We start from the raw sequence: 18,268 nt of genomic DNA, 5'->3' as shown, positions 1-18,268 counted from the left end.
CTTTCTGTACAGCTTGTTGTAATCTTTTTTGGGCTTCAGCATGGCGATTCTGAAAACTCAGGAGTGATCCCAACCGATAATAAGCTTTGGCCAACTGGTCAGCGGTCGTCACCATTTGCTGGCGCTCACAAAGGAAGACTGCTTTCTCAACGACTTCCGTTGCTACCGACAATTTATTTCGACTGTGCTCCACAGCACCAATTTGCAACAAGCCATTGATGTACGTAGAATCTGGTGCGTATTTACAGCGCTCCCATCGCATCCTCCATCGAATTAATGGCTCATATTGTTGGGATAGATCGGCTTGAATTACTATTTTTTGAAACTCACGGTTTAGCTGAGCGACCGTTGGACATTGTGCATCAACGCGGGTCGCTGACAGCCCGCCGATAAACTCACCAACACATAAAATGTAAGCACATAAACGGTTCATACCCTAAAGGGTTGAGCAGTATAAATTCATAGAGCCTCAGGCAACGCTTGACCGACTTACGCAGGAGTTAGATAGAAACCCCCTTCGACGCCCTGCTCCCCAAGCAGTGTATCAGTGACAGCGATGGCGCCCACTAACCGATTTCGTACATCTTCCTCTGGTGTGCCCCCTGAGATTGGTGTTGTCTTCAGGCTTTTGGCAATCGCAGCTGACACAAATGCACAAGCGTATGAACTACCATCCAACCATCCACCACCGAAAAATGGACTTCTAAAGAACCCGTTCTCGTTACCCAGTACGCCAACATTTACAACGGCATTCGAGTAATTTTCAGCCGCTTGCAGGCCGCCTACACGAAATCTGACCGTTTCATCAGTAATGCCGAATTGTTCAAGAATGATACGACGCTGTCCATCTTCGTTAATAGCTCTTTCAATTTGACTACCGTTAAAGATTGTACTTGGTGCTTGATTATCCTTCGTTGCTATCAGCGTTTGTACAACCGTCGTAACCGTTATCACGTTGAGGCAGTCTATACTGTAACAAGCTGGATATAGAGGCTCTATATCCAAGTTAGGATTATCCGACTGGCCTATGTTTCCTGCCGCTGCGACCACAAACACACCAAGTTGATTGAGTTGCTCAATTTTACCACGGAGTAATGGGTCATTTCGCTTAGTTACCCAACTGGCGTTCACAACCCGTATATCGTCCACTTCCTGACGATGTAGAATGTAATTAAACGCGTTAAGCATGTCGAACAGCGTTCCAAATCCCTGATTGTCGAATGCCTTCACCGGCAGAATCGGCACTTCGGCTTCGTGCTGAATGATGGCGGCTATGGACGTACCATGCCGTCCGTCCAATACCCTGCCGGAACGCTGATCGAGCAGACGCTGATCATCGAAAGGGCTATTAACAATATCCTCTTCTTCACACAGAGGTAGGCCATCAGCCGATAATCGGAAATTCCTGTCTGTTACAAAATCCGCTTGTTTATACCGACAGACCGAACAATAACCAACATGATTGTTATTAAGATTTGCAGATGGGACTATGTTACTTTCCTGAAATGCCAGCACAAAATGGCGAAGATTTCCCTGGGCATCCCGATAGCCATATAATCCATCTGCGGGGTCTTGGTGAGCACCCAGATTTTTAAGATTAAACTTTAAACCAGTATCCAATACAACCACAGTCGGTCCTTTATATCTGTCTTTATATTCGTCCGCTACACAGCGATAATGGTCGATATCATCCCTTGTCAGCGGTTTGAAATCAGACTCGTCCAACAACGTATTTACGGATATCCCACACGTTTGGGGTGGTGGTGGTGGGGACGTAGGATCGTCAGGACTGATAACGATGTTATCGCTTTGTGACCAATAATCAATGATTTGTCGCCCTCCGTTTATGGTGAATTGCAGTTCGGGAGAAGTCGATCCGTTTCGCAGTCTTATGTTGTCGGACCATTCTAATAAAACTGTATGCAACCGTACCGAATCGGTATCCAGTGTATGAGGGCATTCTCCTACTGTATAACGAATAGCCAACGGCACGGTATCAATTTGCTTCCCCCGCCGGGATTTTACGTACTCAACGATCAGTTTACCTTCCTTAAGCGCATGAAGTTGCTCATCATTCAACAAAACTATCTTTTGATTTCTGAGCGCCTGATAAGCACCCGCGCGTTTATCATTAGGGTCGATTAACCGAACCAGTACACGTTTATTAAGATTATTCTCTTTCAGGCAGGCGTTAGCTGCTCGATCAGGGGTGACAGGTCGTACTATAAGCGTTGAGCCATTGTCTCCTGATTGTTCAATGACAACCGGAATTTTTCCGATTCCAGGAACATCAATCGTTAATCGTTCAGAGCGGAGCGGGTTAGGTCTTTGATTCATCGTTATGGGTGTGTTCAGTTTCTACAATTTTTTCGCCAACTTCTCTGCCTCATTTTTTCCTTCTAAGTTCCTGCTAATCACTTCCTCAAGCAATTTTTTCGCCTGGCTTTTATCTATCGGTCGTCCGCGTTGCAAAAGCGCAATCGCTTTGAGGAAGGTGCCGGGGTTGCTGAACAGGTCGGTACGCTGGCTCAGGCGGTGGAAACGGTCGATGGCTTGGTCGTATTTTTGCTGGCGAAGGGCAACAATACCCGCAAACTTCAGGGCGCGGTCGTTGTCAGGTTGCCCAGTCAGTACGCCTTGAAATACGGCTTCGGCTTCCGCAAATTTTTTCTCGTTGTACAACCCGACCCCCTGCTTCAGGCTATCCGTTGGGCCACCGTCCATGGTGGTTGGCAACTGGTCGAAGCTCTTAGTGATGTAGGCCTCGGCGAGTTGGGTAGCATCCGGGGAGCCGGTTGTGTCGCGGAGGAAAAACCAACCCAAACCCAGCATCAGCACAACGCTGGCGGCAGCAACCCACTGCATCGGTGCGGCCCATTGCAGCCGGGCTGGTTGTCGGCGCAGGGCATTGAGTTCGGCCTGCCGTTGCTGCCGTTGCACATGGGCATCGACTTTGGCGGTGTGTTTAGCCAGGGTGTAGAAAGCCAGCGCGTCGGCCACGGCCGGGTCAGTACGGAGTGTGGCCTCGAATTGGGTGCGCTCATCGGCAGAAAGCTGGCCGGTCAGGTAATTTTCGATTGTTTCCAGATCGTTGTTCATAGGGCGTTGCGGTAGCGTTCGCGAAGTTTGTCTAAGCAGCGCAGACGACTGGTCTTGGCCACGGCGGCTGAATTATAAGCCATCGTCAGCGCAATTTCGTCGTCCGAATACCCCTCGCCCCACATCAGAATCATGGTGCGGCACTTGTCACCGATCTCGTTTAGTTGCCGGTGCAGGTTTTCTACGTCGCTTTGTGCAATTAGATCCTGCACGACCGACCGGGCCGCATCGGGCAACTGCATCAGCGAGTCGTCGAGCGAGAAGGCATCGTGGACACTACTTCGATTAGTCGTCTTTTTCCGAATTGCGTCAACACATTTGTTGTTAAATATTTGATACAGGTACGTCTTGAGTTCCGAACGTCCTTCAAAACGATTGCTACTAATATCCTCAAAAACCCTCAGAATAGTGTCAGAATAAGCACTGGCGCAGTCATCGTCGGCTAATCGGTGCTTGCGAACTCCATCGTTGATGAAGTAACTATATTTTTCATATAGCTTATTTTCGCAGAGCCGACGCTGAGCACCACCCGCCCGGATGCCCGCCATCAACTCGGCATCGGTAGATTGCCGGGAAAATAGTCCCATAAGATAATAGAGTGATTACTTGGCGGTAAGGTAGGGAAAAACCGCTTTATGGGCAACCACTGGATATCGAGGACTTTAGGTTAAGAAATCAGGAACGGCTTCGGACTAAAGCACAAAACAAAAATGAGCAGCGCCAGCCAGCCCAGTAGTTTCCGCTGCATATTCAGTGGCTTGTCTAATTCAGTTTCGGGGTGGTAAACGCCCAGGAAACGGCCCAGCACAAACACAAATACCAGAAAGCCGGAGTAGCCTTCCCAGTCAGGTTTCAACCACGAGAACAGCAGTTGCGTAGCTACTACGCTGAGCGTGATGAGCCAGACCGTCGTTCGGTTTTCGTTGATGCGGGAAAAGGCCAGTGAGAGAAAAAAGACGTACAACGCGAAATAACCCAACTGGCTGAAGAACGCTTCGTTCGACGACACGGCAAAGTCGGCTGGTTTGAAGACGCCCAAGCCAGCATAAAACGCAAACACGATGAATAACGCCGGGGCCACCCACCGGAACCGCTCGCGACCGATGAGCGCGTAGAGAATATGTCCCCCGTCTAACTGCCCGATGGGAATTAGGTTGAGCGACGTGAAAAACAGCGCCAAATACCCCGCCAGCAGATACGGGTAATGAATCATCTCGTTCGGGTGCGGCACCCGCGCCGGGTCGGCTACGTAGTTCTTAAAGAAGTTGAACAGCAGGTTATCTCCTACCCCCACCGACCCGCCCGGCGGCAGATTCTGGTAGGCATACCGGCCATAGTCGAGTCCCCATTTCTGATATTCGGGGTGGATGGTGAAGATAAACTCCGGGGGTGGTAGGTGCGTAAACCCATACCAGAGCACCACTAAGGCCAGCACAAACCCTGCCAGCGGCCCGGCAATGCCAATGTCAAAGTATTTTTGGCGGCTACTAATCAGGTCCTTAATTCGGATAAACGCGCCCAGTGTCCCGATGCTTTGTCCAATGCCGAGCCAGAGTGGAATGTAGTACGGCAGCGTTACGCGAACCTGGTTGGCGCGAGCCACAAAGTAATGCCCAAACTCATGCACAGTCAGGATGGCCAGAAACGGCACCGAAAATTGAAATCCGGCTACGAACTCCGACCAGCCGAGAGTTTCCATGCCTTCAATGGGAATAAACAGCCGCCCGAACATCCATTCGGCCCCGGCCATTGTGGTCGTAATCAGGGTAAGCAAAAAAAGACCTCCGTGAAGGAGGTACGTGCGGGTACGTGGATTCATGTATTGTTGATGTATGATGTATTATGTAGGATGTATGTCGTTCGGGCGAAACACATATCATACCTAATACATCACATATCTTTTAAATAGTCTAAAATTGTCAAGGGCGGCTGAACGTGCACCGCCTGAATACCTAACCCGGCAGCGGCCCGGATGTTCGCGGCATTATCATCGAAAAAAGCGGTTTCTTCGGCTACCAGACCCGCTTCGGCCATTACGTACCGGTAAATGTCGGGTGAGGGTTTGGCCATTCGTACTTCGTAGGAGTAAAACACCCGCTCGAATAGTTGTTCCAGCGTTGGCTGGTTTAGCTGCGTCAGTACGTTGTTCACCTGTCGAATGTGAATCGGGCTGGTATTGCTCAGCAGAAACAGCCGGTAGTTGGACTTCAACTCCCTGATGCGCTCAATGCGTTCGACGGGCAGATCGAGCAGCACCGTGTTCCAGGCCGTGTCGATCACTTCATCCGCCCAACTGTCTGAAGCACCAGTTTCGCGTTTCAGCACCCGCCGGACGTGCGTACGGAACGCTTCGTCGTCAATCAAACCTGTTTCGTAGTGATTGATGAAATCGTGTTCTTTCCAGATAGCCCGCACCTCGTCTTCGGGCAGATTGGCCAGCATGGCGAAGTTGCGGATGGGCGCGGTGAGGTCAATTGGGATAATGACGTCGCCGAGGTCGAAGATGAGGTTCTTCATAGTCTGTTAATTCTTACTCCACCACAACGCCCATGTTGCAAAACTTTTCAATTCGCTGTTCGATGCGGGTTTGTGGATCGAGGGCACTGAGTTCGGTGAGGGCGTCGAGGATGACAGTTTTGAGGTGATGTGCCATTTCGAGGTGGTCGTTGTGGGCGCCACCGAGGGGTTCGTCAACGATGCCGTCGACCAGCCCAACTAAGTGCATGTCGCGAGCGGTGAGTTTGAGCGCTTCGGCGGCCTGTTCTTTAAAATCCCAGCTACGCCACAAAATTGACGAACACGATTCGGGCGAGATTACCGAGTACCACGTGTTTTCGAGCATCAACACCCGGTCGCCGATGGCAATGCCGAGCGCTCCACCCGACGCACCCTCACCGATGATGACGCAAATAACCGGCACCGTCAGCATAAACATTTCCTTTAAGTTGCGGGCAATGGCTTCCCCCTGCCCGCGCTCCTCGGCTTCCAGACCCGGAAACGCGCCCGGCGTGTCGATAAGCGTGATGATTGGCTTATTAAATTTCTCGGCTAACTTCATCAACCGTAGGGCTTTGCGGTAGCCTTCGGGATTGGCCATGCCGAAATTACGCTGTTGCCGCTGCTTGGTATTACGCCCTTTTTGCTGACCAATAATCATCACGGTTTGACCGCCGAGTTCGCAAAAGCCACCCACCATTGCCGGGTCGTCGCGGACGGTGCGGTCGCCGTGCAGTTCGATGAACTGATCGCACATCAGCGAAACGTAGTCGAGGGTATAGGGCCGGTCGGGGTGGCGCGACAACTGGACGCGTTGCCAGCGGGTGAGGTTCCTGAATATCTCCTGGCGCAGTTTATCAATGCTCTGCTCCAGAATCGTAACCGCTTCGCTAACATCTACGTTGCTGGTCTGGGCCAATCGCTTGGTTTCTTCCAGCCGCGCTTCGAGGTCGGCAATGGGTTTCTCAAAGTCAAGGTACGTTCTCATAGAATGATGAATAATGGTCAATGAATAATGGTTAATGAATAGACCGTCCGTTACCCGTTTTGGGTCGCCCGTTATTCATTAACCATTATTCATTAACCATTCCTTATAGTTCGAAAGATTCGCCTTTTTTCGGAATGACAACCTGCGGGTATCCAGCTTCGGCCAGCGTCGTTTTGAAGGAATCCATACTCTCATATTCGCCGTGAACGAGGAAGATATTCTTCAGCGTTTCGGACGACTGCATACCCACAAATTCCAGCAGGTCGTTGCGGTCGCCGTGGCCGCTGAACACGTCAATCCGCTCGATATTGGCCAGCACCGCGTGGTCTGTTCCCTTGATACTGAGCGTTGACTGACCGTTGAGTAACCGCCACCCGAGCGTTCCTTCGGCGCAGTAACCAATAATAAGAATAGTCGAATAGGGATTGCTGATGTTTTCGGCCACGTGATACTCAACCCGCCCGCCCTGCACCATACCCGACGACGAGATGATAATGCACGGCTCGCCGTAATTGGAAACGGCTTTGCTGGCTTTCGACGACTCCAGGAACTGGAAGTTCTCAAAGTCGAATAGGGTTTCGTTTTCCTTATAAAACTCCTTGGCTTCACCATTCAGCATTTTCACGTGCTGCATGTAAATTTTGGTACTCTCGAACCCCATCGGGCTATCGGAGAAAACCTTAATTGGCGGAAAATCGCGTTCGGTATACAGCCGGTTGAGGGTGTAGAGCAGCGCCTGTGTCCGCCCAACGCTAAACGAAGGAATAATGAGCCGCCCCGGAATGTCGATGCACGTCCGCTGAATAATGTCAGCCAGTGCGTCTTCGGGCGACATCTGATTTTCGTGGAGCCGGTTGCCGTACGTACTCTCGCAGATCAGGTAATCGACCTTTGGCACGGGTGCGGGGTCGACTAAAAGCGGATAGTTTTTGCGGCCTATGTCGCCCGAAAAACAGATGCTTTTGCGTTCGCCATTCTCTTCCACATTGATAACGATGTGGGCCGCGCCGAGCAGGTGGCCCGCCGGAATAAACGTAACGTCCACTCCGTCGGCCACTCTGAATTTGCGGTTGAAGGCAATCGGCACTACGCTCTCCATCGTTTCCCGAACCTGTTTGTCGAGAAACAGGTCTTTCTGTAGCTGCACCTGACGATCTTTGACGCGCTGTTTCTTACTGGCGTTCAGTTCGTTGATGCGCTTTTGATTCAGCGAGGCCGAATCTTTGAGTAAAACGTTGGTAAGGGCAAATGTCGGTTCGGTACATAGAATCTGCCCTTCATATCCTTCGCGGAACAGGTGGGGCAGATTACCCGAATGATCCATGTGGGCGTGCGTGAGCAGCACTAAGTTGATGCTTGAAGCCTCAAAAGGGAAAAATCCCGGTTGGGGAGTAGTCGTTGGAGCGGTCGTTTGACCATTGACAGGAGAACGTTCCATGTCTGATCCACAATCTATCAGGATGCGGTAATCATCCAGTTCCAACAGGTACATACTACCTGTTACCTGCCGGGCCGCCCCCAGAAACGATAATTTCATGCGTACAGGGTAAGATTCTGAAAAGCGTTTTTTGTTACTTAATCTTGGCACCGCCAACTCAAGTGAGATGGCATGAATTCCGTAGGTTTGCAAAAGTACGAAACTAAGGCTTAATCCCCTAACTGTTCCCAAACGCGCCGTATGCCCACTTTTTTGTCTGTTCTGTTTACACTCTTGCCGCTGCTTTCAACGGGCTGCTCCAGTCCGGCCACCGTCTATGTTAGCGATAAAATCCCCACCGACTCGGTCAGCATTCAACCGTTACTCCGGCAACTCGATACGTTTCAGGCCAGTCCGGCGGCCCGGTTCGGCACCGTTGCGCTGTCGGTTCGGCGCGTGCGCGACGGTCAGGAATTGGTCGGCTACAACGCCCGCCAGAGCCTGCCGTCGGCCTCAACGCTTAAACTAATCACGACCGCCACAGCCCTGATCGTGCTGGGGCCAGACTATACCTACACAACCACACTCGAATACGATGGAACGATCAAGGACAGCGTACTGACGGGTAATCTCTTCATCCGGGGCACGGGCGATCCGTCGCTGGGAACCTGGCGTTACCCCGGATATTACAACATGCCCACGCTGCTCAAAAATTGGTCGGCAGTGGTTAGGGCGGCTGGCATTCGCCGGGTTCAGGGCACCGTCGTGGGCGATGCCAGCCTATATACTGACCTCACCACGCCGGATACCTGGCCCTACGGCGATTTGGGTAATTATTACGGAGCCAGTCTAAGTGCGCTTAACCTTAATGAGAACTTATACCGCGTCTTTTTTAAACCAGGCGGGTCGGTGGGTGCAGCGGCCAGCGTGTCGCGCTTCGACCCTGCCGTACCTTACCTGACGTTCCGCAACACCGTGACGACCGACGCGGCTAACACCGGCGATCAGGTTATCATTTACGGCGCTCCGTTCCAGAATCAGCAATGGCTGACCGGTAAAGTCCCCCTCGGCAACGAATTCAGCGTAAAAGGTGCCCTGCCCGATCCGGCATATTATGCCGCTTACGCGCTCCAGCAGCAACTCCTTCGGGACAACGTGCCCGTTGATAACCCACCCGTGTCGGTGGGCGGAAGCCTGCCATCGACCGTCATTCTATCCAATAAACGTATGCTTTTGGCGCAGTATAAATCACCACCCTTGATTCAGTTGGTGCGGGAAACAAACTTTCAAAGTATCAACCTCTATGCCGAAGCACTACTCCGAACCACCGCGTTACAGCTAAACAATGCCGTGCGCTCGACTGATGCCAGCCTCGACGTACTTACTACGTTCTGGAAAAATAAAGGGATTGATATGGACGGGTTTCGGATTAAGGATGGCAGCGGCCTGTCGGCGGTGGGTGCGCTCACCGCCGACAACATGACCGGTATCCTAAGCGCCGTAGGCCGCGAGAGTAGTTTTCCAGCCTTTTATGCAACAATTCCGGTGGTGGGACAAACGGGTACAGTCCGAAATTTGGCGAGGGGAACGGCCGCAGCGGGAAACATTCGGGCTAAAAGCGGCTCCATCGAAGGGGTACGGGCTTATGCAGGCTATTTCACAGCCGCCGACGGCGAACGCATGAGTTTCTGTCTGCTGATAAACAAATTCACCCCCGGCCAGAATCGCGCCGTAACGGCTCAACTGGAAAAAATTCTTGTAGGGCTGGTGGGACTTAATGGACAGTGAATTTTAATTTGTAGTTTGTGGTTGGCTGACGCATGATCTGGACGCGTCAGCCAACCACAAACTCACAAACTACAAACTAAAACTACTCCTCCCGCTCACACACCGTCACGACGCTGAACCAGTACTGTCCAATTGCTTTTGTCACTTCGCTAAGCCGCTGAAAAGTAGGCGGCTTAGTAATGAAGCTGTTGGCACCGTTGAAGTAAGACGTTTCAATGTCATCCTTGGCGTCGGACGTGGTCAGCACCACAATGGGAATGTGGCGAAACTGGTCGTTCCCTTTAATCTCACGTAACACTTCCCGACCATCTTTGCGGGGCATGTTCAGGTCCAGCAGGATCAACTCAGGCAACGTATGCGCTGCTCCGACGTGGCGTCCCCGGTAATGCAGAAAATCCAACAAATCTTCACCGTCTTCAGCAAACGAGATACGGCTCTTAGGGTAGTGCTGATGAAAGGCTTCACGGGTCAGGTAGCGGTCGTCCTCGTCATCATCAACCAGCAAAATGTGAATGGGTTTCGGTTGAGCTTGATCGGTCATAATCTTGAGATAATTGACTTTGGGGCAGTACAACCATGAAGGTCGTACCCTGATTGGGCATGCTGCGGGCAGTTATGAGACCATGATGGTAAACAACGACCCGCTTACAAATTGCCAGCCCAATGCCCGTACCTTCAAATTCTCCCTTGCCATGCAGCCGTTGAAATACTTTAAAAATATGATCTAAGTATTTTTCGTCGAAGCCAATCCCGTTGTCTTCAACCGTTATCTCGAAATACGAACGTCCTTCGATCAATTCGGCATGGATACGTCCGTCAATGGGCCGGGCCTGAATGCGCAGTAATGGCTGCACACCGGGCCGCAAAAACTTTAGTGCGTTCGAGATTAGATTAGAAAACAAATGCTCTAACTGGCTCGACACTCCCTGAACGACCGGTAGTGAACCAACCTCCACCCGAACGGCCAATCCTTTAATGCGCAGCTCCTGATCGTCCAGAATCCGCTGCACAATGACTTCGAGATCCACCGGCATAAAATTTTCTCGGTTACTCGACATCCGCGAAAAGTTAAGCAGGTCCTTAATGAGTTTCGACATTCGCTCGGCCGAGTGAATAATCTTGTTCATAAACACCTGACTCTCTGTATTGAACAGGTTGCCATAACGGTCCGTCACTAAGGTAGCAAACGACTGGATTTTGCGTAATGGCTCCTGCAAATCATGGCTGGCCACAAAAGCGAATCGTTCCAGTTCCTCATTGGACGCTTCCAACTGCCGGATCTGTTCTCTGAGCCGGGCTTCGTAGCCGCGAAGCTGGTCTTCCGTTTCCTGCCGACGTGCTAACTCCTGTTTCAGTTGACGGTACGAAACGGCCAGTGCCGCAAACGTCAGCAGCGACAACCCAAAGATGATGATGAGCGTATTTCGAAACGAGCGACTTGCCTGCCGGTCACGCACTTCCATTAAGCTCCGCTCGGTCTCAATCATCACGCCAATGTGCTGTCGGACTGCGTCCATTTGTCGTTTGTTTTCCCGAATCAGGCTAAATCCGTCCTCTACCCTCGAAAGAGATCCCACCCGGAATTGTGTGGAGGTCAGTTTTATCCTGATGAGCCGCTCAAGTTCACCCACGCGCTGAGCTTGAGCCTTGTTGTCATTTACCAGCGAGCGAAGCCGGTTTAGTTGAGTTGGCAGCGCGGTCACGGCCACCTGATACGGCACCAAGAACGATGAATCGTTCGTGATCACATAGCCCCGCGAACCAGCCTGAACATCCTTCAACAAAGAGAGCGTGTTGCCAAGCGCATTGATGACTTCGTAGGTGTGGCTGACGCGTTCGGTATCTTTTCCGTACTGGATGTAACTGTAAAGCGATATAGCAAAACCCGACGTAATGAGCACCATCGACGCCAGAAATCCGAGCGCAATACGTCGGTTCATCAGCGTCAACGCCAATCGGTTAACTACGCTCATAACGATGGTTGAAGGAAACTGCAAATGTATAGAAAACAACCCGCAAATGAAGCAGGTTGCGCCCTACTGCCGAAATCCGGGGTTGCTTATCGTTACCTCACAACGTTTCAACCATTAAATTGTGATTTGTGTAAATGCATACATCAGCGGCAATGTGCAGGCTCTCCCGAACCATTTCTTCGGCCGACAAATTCGGCGCGTGCTTTTTTAAGGCAACGGCTGCCGATTGGGCATACATCCCGCCCGAACCGATGGCAGCAACGTCGAAGTCGGGTTCGATTACGTCGCCCGTGCCCGACACCAGCAACAGATCATCGTTGGTCGCCACAATCAGCATCGCTTCTAATTTGCGCAGGTAGCGGTCGGTACGCCAGTCCTTAGCGAGTTCAATGGCCGCCCGCTTCAGGTTGCCCCCGTAGGCATTAAGTTTTTCTTCAAACCGTTCAATCAGTGTGAAAGCGTCGGCGGTGGAACCGGCGAAGCCCGCCAGCACTTTACCACCCATCAGAACGCGTACTTTACGGACGTTACTTTTGGCGACGGTGTTGCCCATTGTAGCCTGACCATCGGCCCCGAGCGCGACGTGGCCATTGTGGCGAATACCGACAACGGTAGTTGCGTGAATTATTGGTTGCATGAATTGGTGTTTGTTGAGTTTGGTAACGTGAAGGATGGGGTTTGTAGTTCGTGGTTTGTGACGGTCCGCCGTAGCGGTTTGTGGTTGGCTGACGCGTAAGCAATGATGCGTCAGCCAACCACAAACCGCTACGGCGGACCGTCACAAACCACGAACTACAAACTATTTTCGGAGAAAGGAATAGGTCGATTCACGCTTTCTTCGAGCGAAATAAATGTTTCGGTCCGCTGAATGCCGCTTACTTTCTGGATTTTGTCGTGCAACACCTCGCGCAGGTGTCCCGTGTCGCGGCAAACAATTTTGGCAAAGATGCTGTAAATACCGGTCGTGTAATGAATATTGACGACCTCCGGGATTCGCTCCAACTGGCGGGCGACTTCTTCGTACAGCGAACTCTTATCCAAATAGATACCCAAAAACGCACTGATGTCCCAGCCGAGTTTGGCGTGATCAATCACTAATTGCGACCCGCGCACAATACCCATCTGTTTGAGCTTGTTCATTCTGACGTGCACTGTACCACCCGACACGAATATCCGCTTGCCAATTTCAGTGTAAGCCATGTTGGCATCCTGCATCAACAGGCTCAGAATTTTCAAATCGGTGTTATCAATTTCTAAATTTTTTTCGGTCATCTTTTAATTACTTTTGACGAGTGTCAACGAAAATACTGTTTTTTTAGATGATTTGTAAATTTCTGCAAAAATTGATGTAAAATTTGCAATGCATCTTCGGTGTGTATTACCTTTGTATTGTCAAGTTGATCGAGCGGGGTCACACGCTGGTCTTCCTGACTCTTATTTCTCACACTGTAGGGTGTCGAAATTGGCAGACGTGCCCTCCTGTCTCGGGGGTGGTGATAAAGGATAAACGCAGCATAATGCCGCCGAAAAGCGACTGGGGTTGACCACCAGATTTGTACTGTAGCTAACTGCACCGTGGGCGGTTCGAGTCCCCCTCCTACAGCTTGGTAGTACCCAATAGATTTTAGTTTGTTGATGAAGTGTAATTGAACACGCCGGACTCCGCGATGAGTCCGGCGTTTGTTTTTTTATGCGTATTTTTGTAGTTTATTCGCAAAGACGTCCCCGTTATTCCAACGTGAAACATATCCGTAATTTTTGCATTATCGCCCACATTGACCACGGCAAAAGTACCCTCGCCGACCGGTTGCTGGAGTTTACCAAAACCGTCGGTGCCCGCGACATGCAGGCCCAATTGTTAGATGATATGGACCTGGAGCGGGAGCGCGGCATCACCATCAAGAGCCACGCCATCCAGATGAATTATACGTATCAGGGCGAAACGTACACCCTTAACCTGATTGACACGCCGGGCCACGTCGACTTCTCCTACGAAGTATCCCGTTCGATTGCCGCCTGCGAAGGTGCCCTTCTCCTAGTAGATGCCTCGCAGGGAATCGAAGCGCAGACGATCTCGAATTTGTATCTGGCCATGAATAATGACCTGGTCATCATTCCCGTCCTGAACAAAATTGACCTGCCAGGGTCCATGCCCGAGGAAGTGAAAGACGAAATGGTCGATTTGCTCGGCTGCGACCGCGACGACATCATTCCGGCCAGCGGTAAAGAAGGCATCGGCGTACCGGAAATATTGGCCGCCATTGTGGAGCGAATTCCGGCCCCGAAAGGCGATCCAACCGGTTCATTGCAGGCCTTGATTTTCGACTCCCACTTCAACTCATACCGGGGTATCGAAGTCATTTTCCGGGTGCAGAACGGCCGCATCCGCAAGGGTGACCGGGTCAAGTTCATGAATACCGGCAAGGAATACAACGCCGACGAGGTGGGCACATTAGGCCTGGTCCAAGTGCCAAAAGACGTGATCGAATGTGGCGACGTAGGCTACCTGATCTCGGGTATTAAAGTGGCTAAAGAGGTTAAAGTCGGCGATACGATTACGACACTCGACCGCCCGGCAACAGGTGCCATTCAGGGATTTGCCGAAGTGAAGCCCATGGTTTTTGCTGGTATTTACCCCGTGGAAACGAGCGAATTCGAGGATTTGCGCGATGCGATGGAGAAACTCCAGCTCAACGACGCAGCTCTCATCTGGGAACCTGAAACGTCGGCAGCGCTGGGCTTCGGCTTCCGTTGCGGTTTTCTGGGCATGTTGCACATGGAAATTGTGCAGGAGCGGCTCGAACGCGAATTCGACATGACCGTTATCACAACGGTACCGTCGGTGCGGTTCGAGGTGATGACGACTAAGGGTGTGAATTTACAGGTGTCGGCCCCGGCCGAGATGCCCGACCCCAGCACCATCGACTGGATTGAAGAGCCGTTTATCAAAGCTCAGATCATTACCAAGTCCGAATACGTCGGGGCCATCATCGGCCTCTGCATGGACAAACGGAGCCTGCTCAAGAACCAAGTGTATTTAACGCAGGACCGCGTCGAATTGCAGTTCGAGATGCCGCTGGCCGAGGTTGTATTCGACTTCTTCGACAAGCTCAAGACGATTTCGCGCGGTTATGCCTCGCTCGACTACGAGTTCATGGGCAACCGCGAATCGACGATGGTGAAATTAGATGTTATGCTCAACGGCGAAGTGGTCGATGCGCTGTCGGCCATCGTTCACCGCGACAAGGCGTACGACTGGGGCAAAAAACTCTGCGAAAAACTCCGCGAGTTACTGCCCCGTCAGCAGTTTGAAATTGCAATTCAGGCCGCCATTGGTCAGAAGATCATCGCCCGCGAAACGGTGAAAGCCCTCCGCAAGGACGTACTGGCCAAGTGTTACGGCGGTGACATTTCCCGCAAGCGCAAACTGCTGGATAAGCAGAAAAAGGGTAAAAAACGGATGCGGCAGGTGGGCAACGTCGAAATCCCGCAGGAAGCGTTTATGGCCGTGTTAAAGATAAATTAACGTGAATACGGGATTAGAAATGGCCGTGTAGCGGTCTAATGTTTGTAGCAAAGTGTCTCTGGGAGTCAACTGGCGTGCCGTAGGTACGCAACCACCAGGCACGCCAGTTGACTCCCAGAGACACTTTGCTACAAACATCCCGTACCTACGGCACTTAACCACCTGAAAAGCAATTGGCTTAATCCCGTATTCACGTTAAATTAAGATTGTTTGAGGGGTCAGCCGGAGCGGTTGACCCCTCTTGGTCTCTGCCAGTGTTGGGTGCCATCTTCGCTCAGTAGATTCCCGTGCATGCGTTCGCCCAGTTCGTGGGTAAGCATGGTAAAGCCCGGATTCCAGCTTACCTCCAGTTCCGCTTCATTAAGAGCTTCAAACTTATCCCACCAGAGCGCCGGGGGGTGGCAGTCGGGGCGGTAAATGTTAGCCGTTTCGGCTACTACCACTTTTTTGTCGGGAAAGAGATTACGTGCGGCCGCCAGCATTTGGGGAATATCGTTCTCGAAGTAGATGTTCAGTCCCACAATGTCGAGCAGCTCAGCATACCCCTGCTGCCAGGTCAGGCAGTTATTTTGGTTAGCCACGGGGTCGGGTTGCCCAAGGATGGTGGCGAAGGGCCGGGCCTGGTCGATGTAGGGCATTGGCCCCCACCCCCAAGGTTCGCTCATGGATGTCAGGCATGTGGGGTCTCCAGCTTTGAGACCACTGGCAATAGCAATGGTGATGGCGCTGGTCTGCTTATAGACGGCCCACCAGTCCCGGTTCCCGAAGGGCCACTGGCGGTTGTTGGGAGCCGCAATCCAATCGGTCCAAATGCCCAGTTCCACGCCTATGTTGTAACTGCGGAATGCGCCCCGGTAGCGGTGGGCAATCTGGCAGGCCAGCTCAAACATAGCCCCGGCCGCAGAGCCGTCCCAGAACATCGTCTCGTCTATCCATTCGGGCAACCCGTAGTGATTAAGCGCCAGTTCGATTTGCCCGTTGCTAACGGCCCGCAGCCGGTCCAGCCAGTGGTAATCGGGGCAGCGGTTGAGTTCATCCCAGAGGACCGTGTCGCGGAAGCGCGTGAGACCCATCTGGCGGGCACGCTCATAATTGAACTCCATTTGCCGGACGTGGCCTGTGGCGCGGGTGTTGGAAAAATGCAGCAGGCGACCATCGTCACCCCGTCCCCGCACTACGCTCCCGTCGAAGCACATTCCATAAATCATTCAGGTACTGGTTGGTGGTTATTCGTTTGGCGCAAACTTCGGTCAAAAGCGCACACATCTTAATTTACCATATTTACAAGTATTTTTGTGATCCAATGCTACCTAATCGGCCTGATTCATCCCATTCTTCTATCATACTCTCCACGATATTATTGTACATAATAGTAAGCGACTTTAGTGTTTGAATCTCCCAGAAATCGACGATATCGCTTGAAGAGTCATTTTCTTCCTTCGCAGTTAATTTGCTGTTTAACAACTCTATAAGGTCATCTCTATAAGACGCGATCCAGTTTTCTTGGCTTTTATCTGTATGTAATCGTTTTATTATTTCTATTAATTGATTATGTTTTTGAAGCTTGTATTGGTTTTCATACAAAAACTTTATTTGTTCTCTCAAATTAACGTTGTAAGAATTAGATACATCTCGTTTATCAATTTCTTCCTGAAGTTGTCGGCAAACGTTTTCTATCCAACTCAGAGCGTTTTGATAACTTATTTTCATAATCCATATTTTAAGAGATTTTCTTCGACAATTTTAGCAATTTTAAGTACAATACCATTAGAGTCAGAAATACTATTATATCTTATACGATTTAATAAATGCTTGTAGTAGCTGGTACCCTCTTCATACGGAAATAACATATCACCTGTAGCATCATCAAAAAAATGCTTCTCTACAGCATAAAAAGTACACCTCCAATCTATATCATTATTAGATTGTTTTTTATGAGCATACTCAGCTATTTTATACAAAGATTTTATCTCAATCCAAGATTTGTCGAGAAGGTGAACAATTACATTGGAAACGTTGAATTCTATAGGAATTAACACTTCCTTAACAGAAGTAGAATACAGTATTCTCTTATCATTCATTTTTATCGCTATTGAGTTTTCATCAAATTCTAAAAAAAGATTTTTCATTTCTTGTAATATTTATGTTATTTATGACTGATAAAGTAAGTATTATTTATAAACTTAGAGCCTGTTTAAAAATGCCTGAGCATTCGATTAATGTTGGATAAATACACGAATGATTCATGGGAGTTGACCCCACATTCATAATCTTTGCTGAGTCGTCTCGACAAGTTCATCCAGCCAAACGTTCGCTCGACCTTCCACCGCATGGGCACCACCTGAAAGCCCGACAACTCGCTTACTTTTACCACTTCTAAGATCAAACCGAACGATTTCTTGAGCCAGCGGGCTAACTTCTTGCCATAGGCACTGTCGGCTAAAATCTTGCTCATTCGCTCGTAGCCTTGCTCGGCTAACCGCGTTAATACCGCTCTGGCTGCTGGACTATCATGCTGATTAGCGGCATGAACCACCACGACCAGCACCAAGCCTAACGTATCGACGACGATATGGCGTTTGCGCCCATTTACCTTTTTGTGGCCATCATATCCTTTGGCTACCACGCCCCATTCGCTACACTTAATACTTTGTGAATCAATGATTCCTACGCTGGGCGAGCCGTTGCGTCCGGCTTTCTGTCGGCGACGTTCAACCAAAACCTTGTTCAGTTTTTCCCACTTACCATCATTGCGCCATTTCCAAAAATAGTAATAGCACAAAGGCCAGGGTGGTAGATCATTGGGTAAAAGTCGCCATTGGCATCCCGTTTTTGTCACATACAGCAACGCATTGAGAATGGCTCGGAGTGAATACTTGCGTTTGCGCTTGTCGGCCAGAATTTCTTCAATAACTTGCCAGCCAGAATCAGTCAGGTCTGTAGGGTACATCTTTGGTCGGATTAACCCACAAGATAGGCTG

At 50.6% G+C, this 18,268-nt stretch carries 17 protein-coding genes; 2 read left to right on the top strand and 15 right to left on the bottom strand.

All coding sequences use genetic code 11. From position 1 onward, the window contains the following. Positions 1-489 precede the first annotated feature (489 nt). The 7 genes from ACYVHB_RS01475 to ACYVHB_RS01445 form a co-directional block, all read right to left on the bottom strand. Entirely contained in the window at positions 490-2,337 is a 1,848-nt protein-coding gene (locus tag ACYVHB_RS01475) for a S8 family serine peptidase (RefSeq protein WP_461048935.1), read from the bottom strand. Between the two features lie 21 nt (positions 2,338-2,358). Continuing rightward, a complete protein-coding gene (locus ACYVHB_RS01470) occupies positions 2,359-3,099 on the bottom strand; it encodes a hypothetical protein (RefSeq protein WP_461048933.1) in 741 nt (246 codons plus the stop codon). After that, positions 3,096-3,686, bottom strand: a complete 591-nt coding sequence (locus ACYVHB_RS01465) for an RNA polymerase sigma factor (protein WP_461048931.1) — start codon at positions 3,684-3,686, stop codon at positions 3,096-3,098. Before ACYVHB_RS01465 ends, ACYVHB_RS01470 begins: the two co-directional genes overlap by 4 nt. Positions 3,687-3,766: 80 nt before the next feature. Next, on the bottom strand, positions 3,767-4,918 hold the full coding sequence (locus ACYVHB_RS01460) for a site-2 protease family protein (RefSeq protein ID WP_461048930.1): 1,152 nt from the start codon (positions 4,916-4,918) through the stop codon (positions 3,767-3,769). Positions 4,919-4,989: 71 nt separating this feature from the next. Further along, positions 4,990-5,616, bottom strand: coding sequence for an HAD family hydrolase (locus tag ACYVHB_RS01455; protein WP_461048928.1), 627 nt, complete (start codon positions 5,614-5,616; stop codon positions 4,990-4,992). 13 nt (positions 5,617-5,629) lie between these two features. Further along, entirely contained in the window at positions 5,630-6,583 is a 954-nt protein-coding gene (locus tag ACYVHB_RS01450) for an acetyl-CoA carboxylase carboxyltransferase subunit alpha (protein ID WP_461048926.1), read from the bottom strand. A 103-nt stretch (positions 6,584-6,686) separates the two neighbouring features. After that, a complete protein-coding gene (locus ACYVHB_RS01445; protein WP_461048924.1) occupies positions 6,687-8,120 on the bottom strand; it encodes an MBL fold metallo-hydrolase RNA specificity domain-containing protein in 1,434 nt (477 codons plus the stop codon). A 141-nt stretch (positions 8,121-8,261) separates the two neighbouring features. Here ACYVHB_RS01445 and dacB point away from each other — a divergent pair, with 141 nt between their 5' ends. Beyond that, entirely contained in the window at positions 8,262-9,788 is a 1,527-nt protein-coding gene (dacB, locus tag ACYVHB_RS01440; RefSeq protein WP_461048922.1) for a D-alanyl-D-alanine carboxypeptidase/D-alanyl-D-alanine endopeptidase, read from the top strand. An 82-nt stretch (positions 9,789-9,870) separates the two neighbouring features. Here the strand turns inward: dacB and ACYVHB_RS01435 are convergent, their stop codons facing one another. From ACYVHB_RS01435 to ACYVHB_RS01420, 4 genes are all read right to left on the bottom strand, one after another. Continuing rightward, positions 9,871-10,329, bottom strand: coding sequence for a response regulator (locus tag ACYVHB_RS01435; protein ID WP_461048920.1), 459 nt, complete (start codon positions 10,327-10,329; stop codon positions 9,871-9,873). Further along, the gene (locus tag ACYVHB_RS01430; RefSeq protein WP_461048918.1) at positions 10,283-11,761 is read right to left on the bottom strand and encodes a sensor histidine kinase; all 1,479 of its coding nucleotides are present in this window, start codon (positions 11,759-11,761) and stop codon (positions 10,283-10,285) included. The genes ACYVHB_RS01435 and ACYVHB_RS01430 overlap by 47 nt, the downstream gene beginning before the upstream one ends. A gap of 97 nt (positions 11,762-11,858) precedes the next feature. Beyond that, positions 11,859-12,398: an ATP-dependent protease subunit HslV gene (hslV, locus tag ACYVHB_RS01425; protein WP_461048916.1), complete on the bottom strand. Its 540-nt coding sequence runs from the start codon at positions 12,396-12,398 to the stop codon at positions 11,859-11,861. Positions 12,399-12,553: 155 nt separating this feature from the next. Further along, complete coding sequence (locus tag ACYVHB_RS01420) at positions 12,554-13,033, bottom strand: Lrp/AsnC ligand binding domain-containing protein (RefSeq protein ID WP_461048914.1); 480 nt, start codon at positions 13,031-13,033, stop codon at positions 12,554-12,556. Between the two features lie 466 nt (positions 13,034-13,499). Between ACYVHB_RS01420 and lepA the strand changes: the two genes are divergently transcribed. Continuing rightward, the gene (gene lepA, locus ACYVHB_RS01415) at positions 13,500-15,287 is read left to right on the top strand and encodes a translation elongation factor 4 (protein ID WP_461048912.1); all 1,788 of its coding nucleotides are present in this window, start codon (positions 13,500-13,502) and stop codon (positions 15,285-15,287) included. A gap of 218 nt (positions 15,288-15,505) precedes the next feature. On the opposite strand, the gene ACYVHB_RS01410 is transcribed toward lepA, so the two are convergent. The 4 genes from ACYVHB_RS01410 to ACYVHB_RS01395 all read right to left on the bottom strand — a co-directional run bounded on the left by ACYVHB_RS01410 (position 15,506) and on the right by ACYVHB_RS01395 (position 18,237). Next, positions 15,506-16,495 (bottom strand): hypothetical protein, encoded by a 990-nt coding sequence (locus tag ACYVHB_RS01410; protein ID WP_461048910.1) that lies wholly within the window; start codon positions 16,493-16,495, stop codon positions 15,506-15,508. 73 nt (positions 16,496-16,568) lie between these two features. Continuing rightward, entirely contained in the window at positions 16,569-16,997 is a 429-nt protein-coding gene (locus tag ACYVHB_RS01405) for a hypothetical protein (RefSeq protein ID WP_461048908.1), read from the bottom strand. Further along, on the bottom strand, positions 16,994-17,416 hold the full coding sequence (locus ACYVHB_RS01400) for a hypothetical protein (RefSeq protein WP_461048906.1): 423 nt from the start codon (positions 17,414-17,416) through the stop codon (positions 16,994-16,996). Before ACYVHB_RS01400 ends, ACYVHB_RS01405 begins: the two co-directional genes overlap by 4 nt. Positions 17,417-17,481: 65 nt before the next feature. After that, positions 17,482-18,237 (bottom strand): IS5 family transposase, encoded by a 756-nt coding sequence (locus tag ACYVHB_RS01395; protein ID WP_461048904.1) that lies wholly within the window; start codon positions 18,235-18,237, stop codon positions 17,482-17,484. Positions 18,238-18,268 lie beyond the last annotated feature (31 nt).

The organism is Spirosoma arcticum (assembly GCF_054779955.1).
This window is presented reverse-complemented; position numbering and strand designations above follow the sequence as displayed.

Excerpts from the sequence above, each read along its gene's own strand:
- ACYVHB_RS01475 (WP_461048935.1), bottom strand. The coding sequence starts at position 2,337 with ATGAATCAAAGACCTAACCCGCTCCGCTCTGAACGATTAACGATTGAT.
- ACYVHB_RS01470 (WP_461048933.1), bottom strand. The coding sequence starts at position 3,099 with ATGAACAACGATCTGGAAACAATCGAAAATTACCTGACCGGCCAGCTT.
- ACYVHB_RS01465 (WP_461048931.1), bottom strand. The coding sequence starts at position 3,686 with ATGGGACTATTTTCCCGGCAATCTACCGATGCCGAGTTGATGGCGGGC.
- ACYVHB_RS01460 (WP_461048930.1), bottom strand. The coding sequence starts at position 4,918 with ATGAATCCACGTACCCGCACGTACCTCCTTCACGGAGGTCTTTTTTTG.
- ACYVHB_RS01455 (WP_461048928.1), bottom strand. The coding sequence starts at position 5,616 with ATGAAGAACCTCATCTTCGACCTCGGCGACGTCATTATCCCAATTGAC.
- ACYVHB_RS01450 (WP_461048926.1), bottom strand. The coding sequence starts at position 6,583 with ATGAGAACGTACCTTGACTTTGAGAAACCCATTGCCGACCTCGAAGCG.
- ACYVHB_RS01445 (WP_461048924.1), bottom strand. The coding sequence starts at position 8,120 with ATGAAATTATCGTTTCTGGGGGCGGCCCGGCAGGTAACAGGTAGTATG.
- dacB (WP_461048922.1), top strand. The coding sequence starts at position 8,262 with ATGCCCACTTTTTTGTCTGTTCTGTTTACACTCTTGCCGCTGCTTTCA.
- ACYVHB_RS01435 (WP_461048920.1), bottom strand. The coding sequence starts at position 10,329 with ATGACCGATCAAGCTCAACCGAAACCCATTCACATTTTGCTGGTTGAT.
- ACYVHB_RS01430 (WP_461048918.1), bottom strand. The coding sequence starts at position 11,761 with ATGAGCGTAGTTAACCGATTGGCGTTGACGCTGATGAACCGACGTATT.
- hslV (WP_461048916.1), bottom strand. The coding sequence starts at position 12,398 with ATGCAACCAATAATTCACGCAACTACCGTTGTCGGTATTCGCCACAAT.
- ACYVHB_RS01420 (WP_461048914.1), bottom strand. The coding sequence starts at position 13,033 with ATGACCGAAAAAAATTTAGAAATTGATAACACCGATTTGAAAATTCTG.
- ACYVHB_RS01410 (WP_461048910.1), bottom strand. The coding sequence starts at position 16,495 with ATGATTTATGGAATGTGCTTCGACGGGAGCGTAGTGCGGGGACGGGGT.
- ACYVHB_RS01405 (WP_461048908.1), bottom strand. The coding sequence starts at position 16,997 with ATGAAAATAAGTTATCAAAACGCTCTGAGTTGGATAGAAAACGTTTGC.
- ACYVHB_RS01400 (WP_461048906.1), bottom strand. The coding sequence starts at position 17,416 with ATGAAAAATCTTTTTTTAGAATTTGATGAAAACTCAATAGCGATAAAA.
- ACYVHB_RS01395 (WP_461048904.1), bottom strand. The coding sequence starts at position 18,237 with ATGTACCCTACAGACCTGACTGATTCTGGCTGGCAAGTTATTGAAGAA.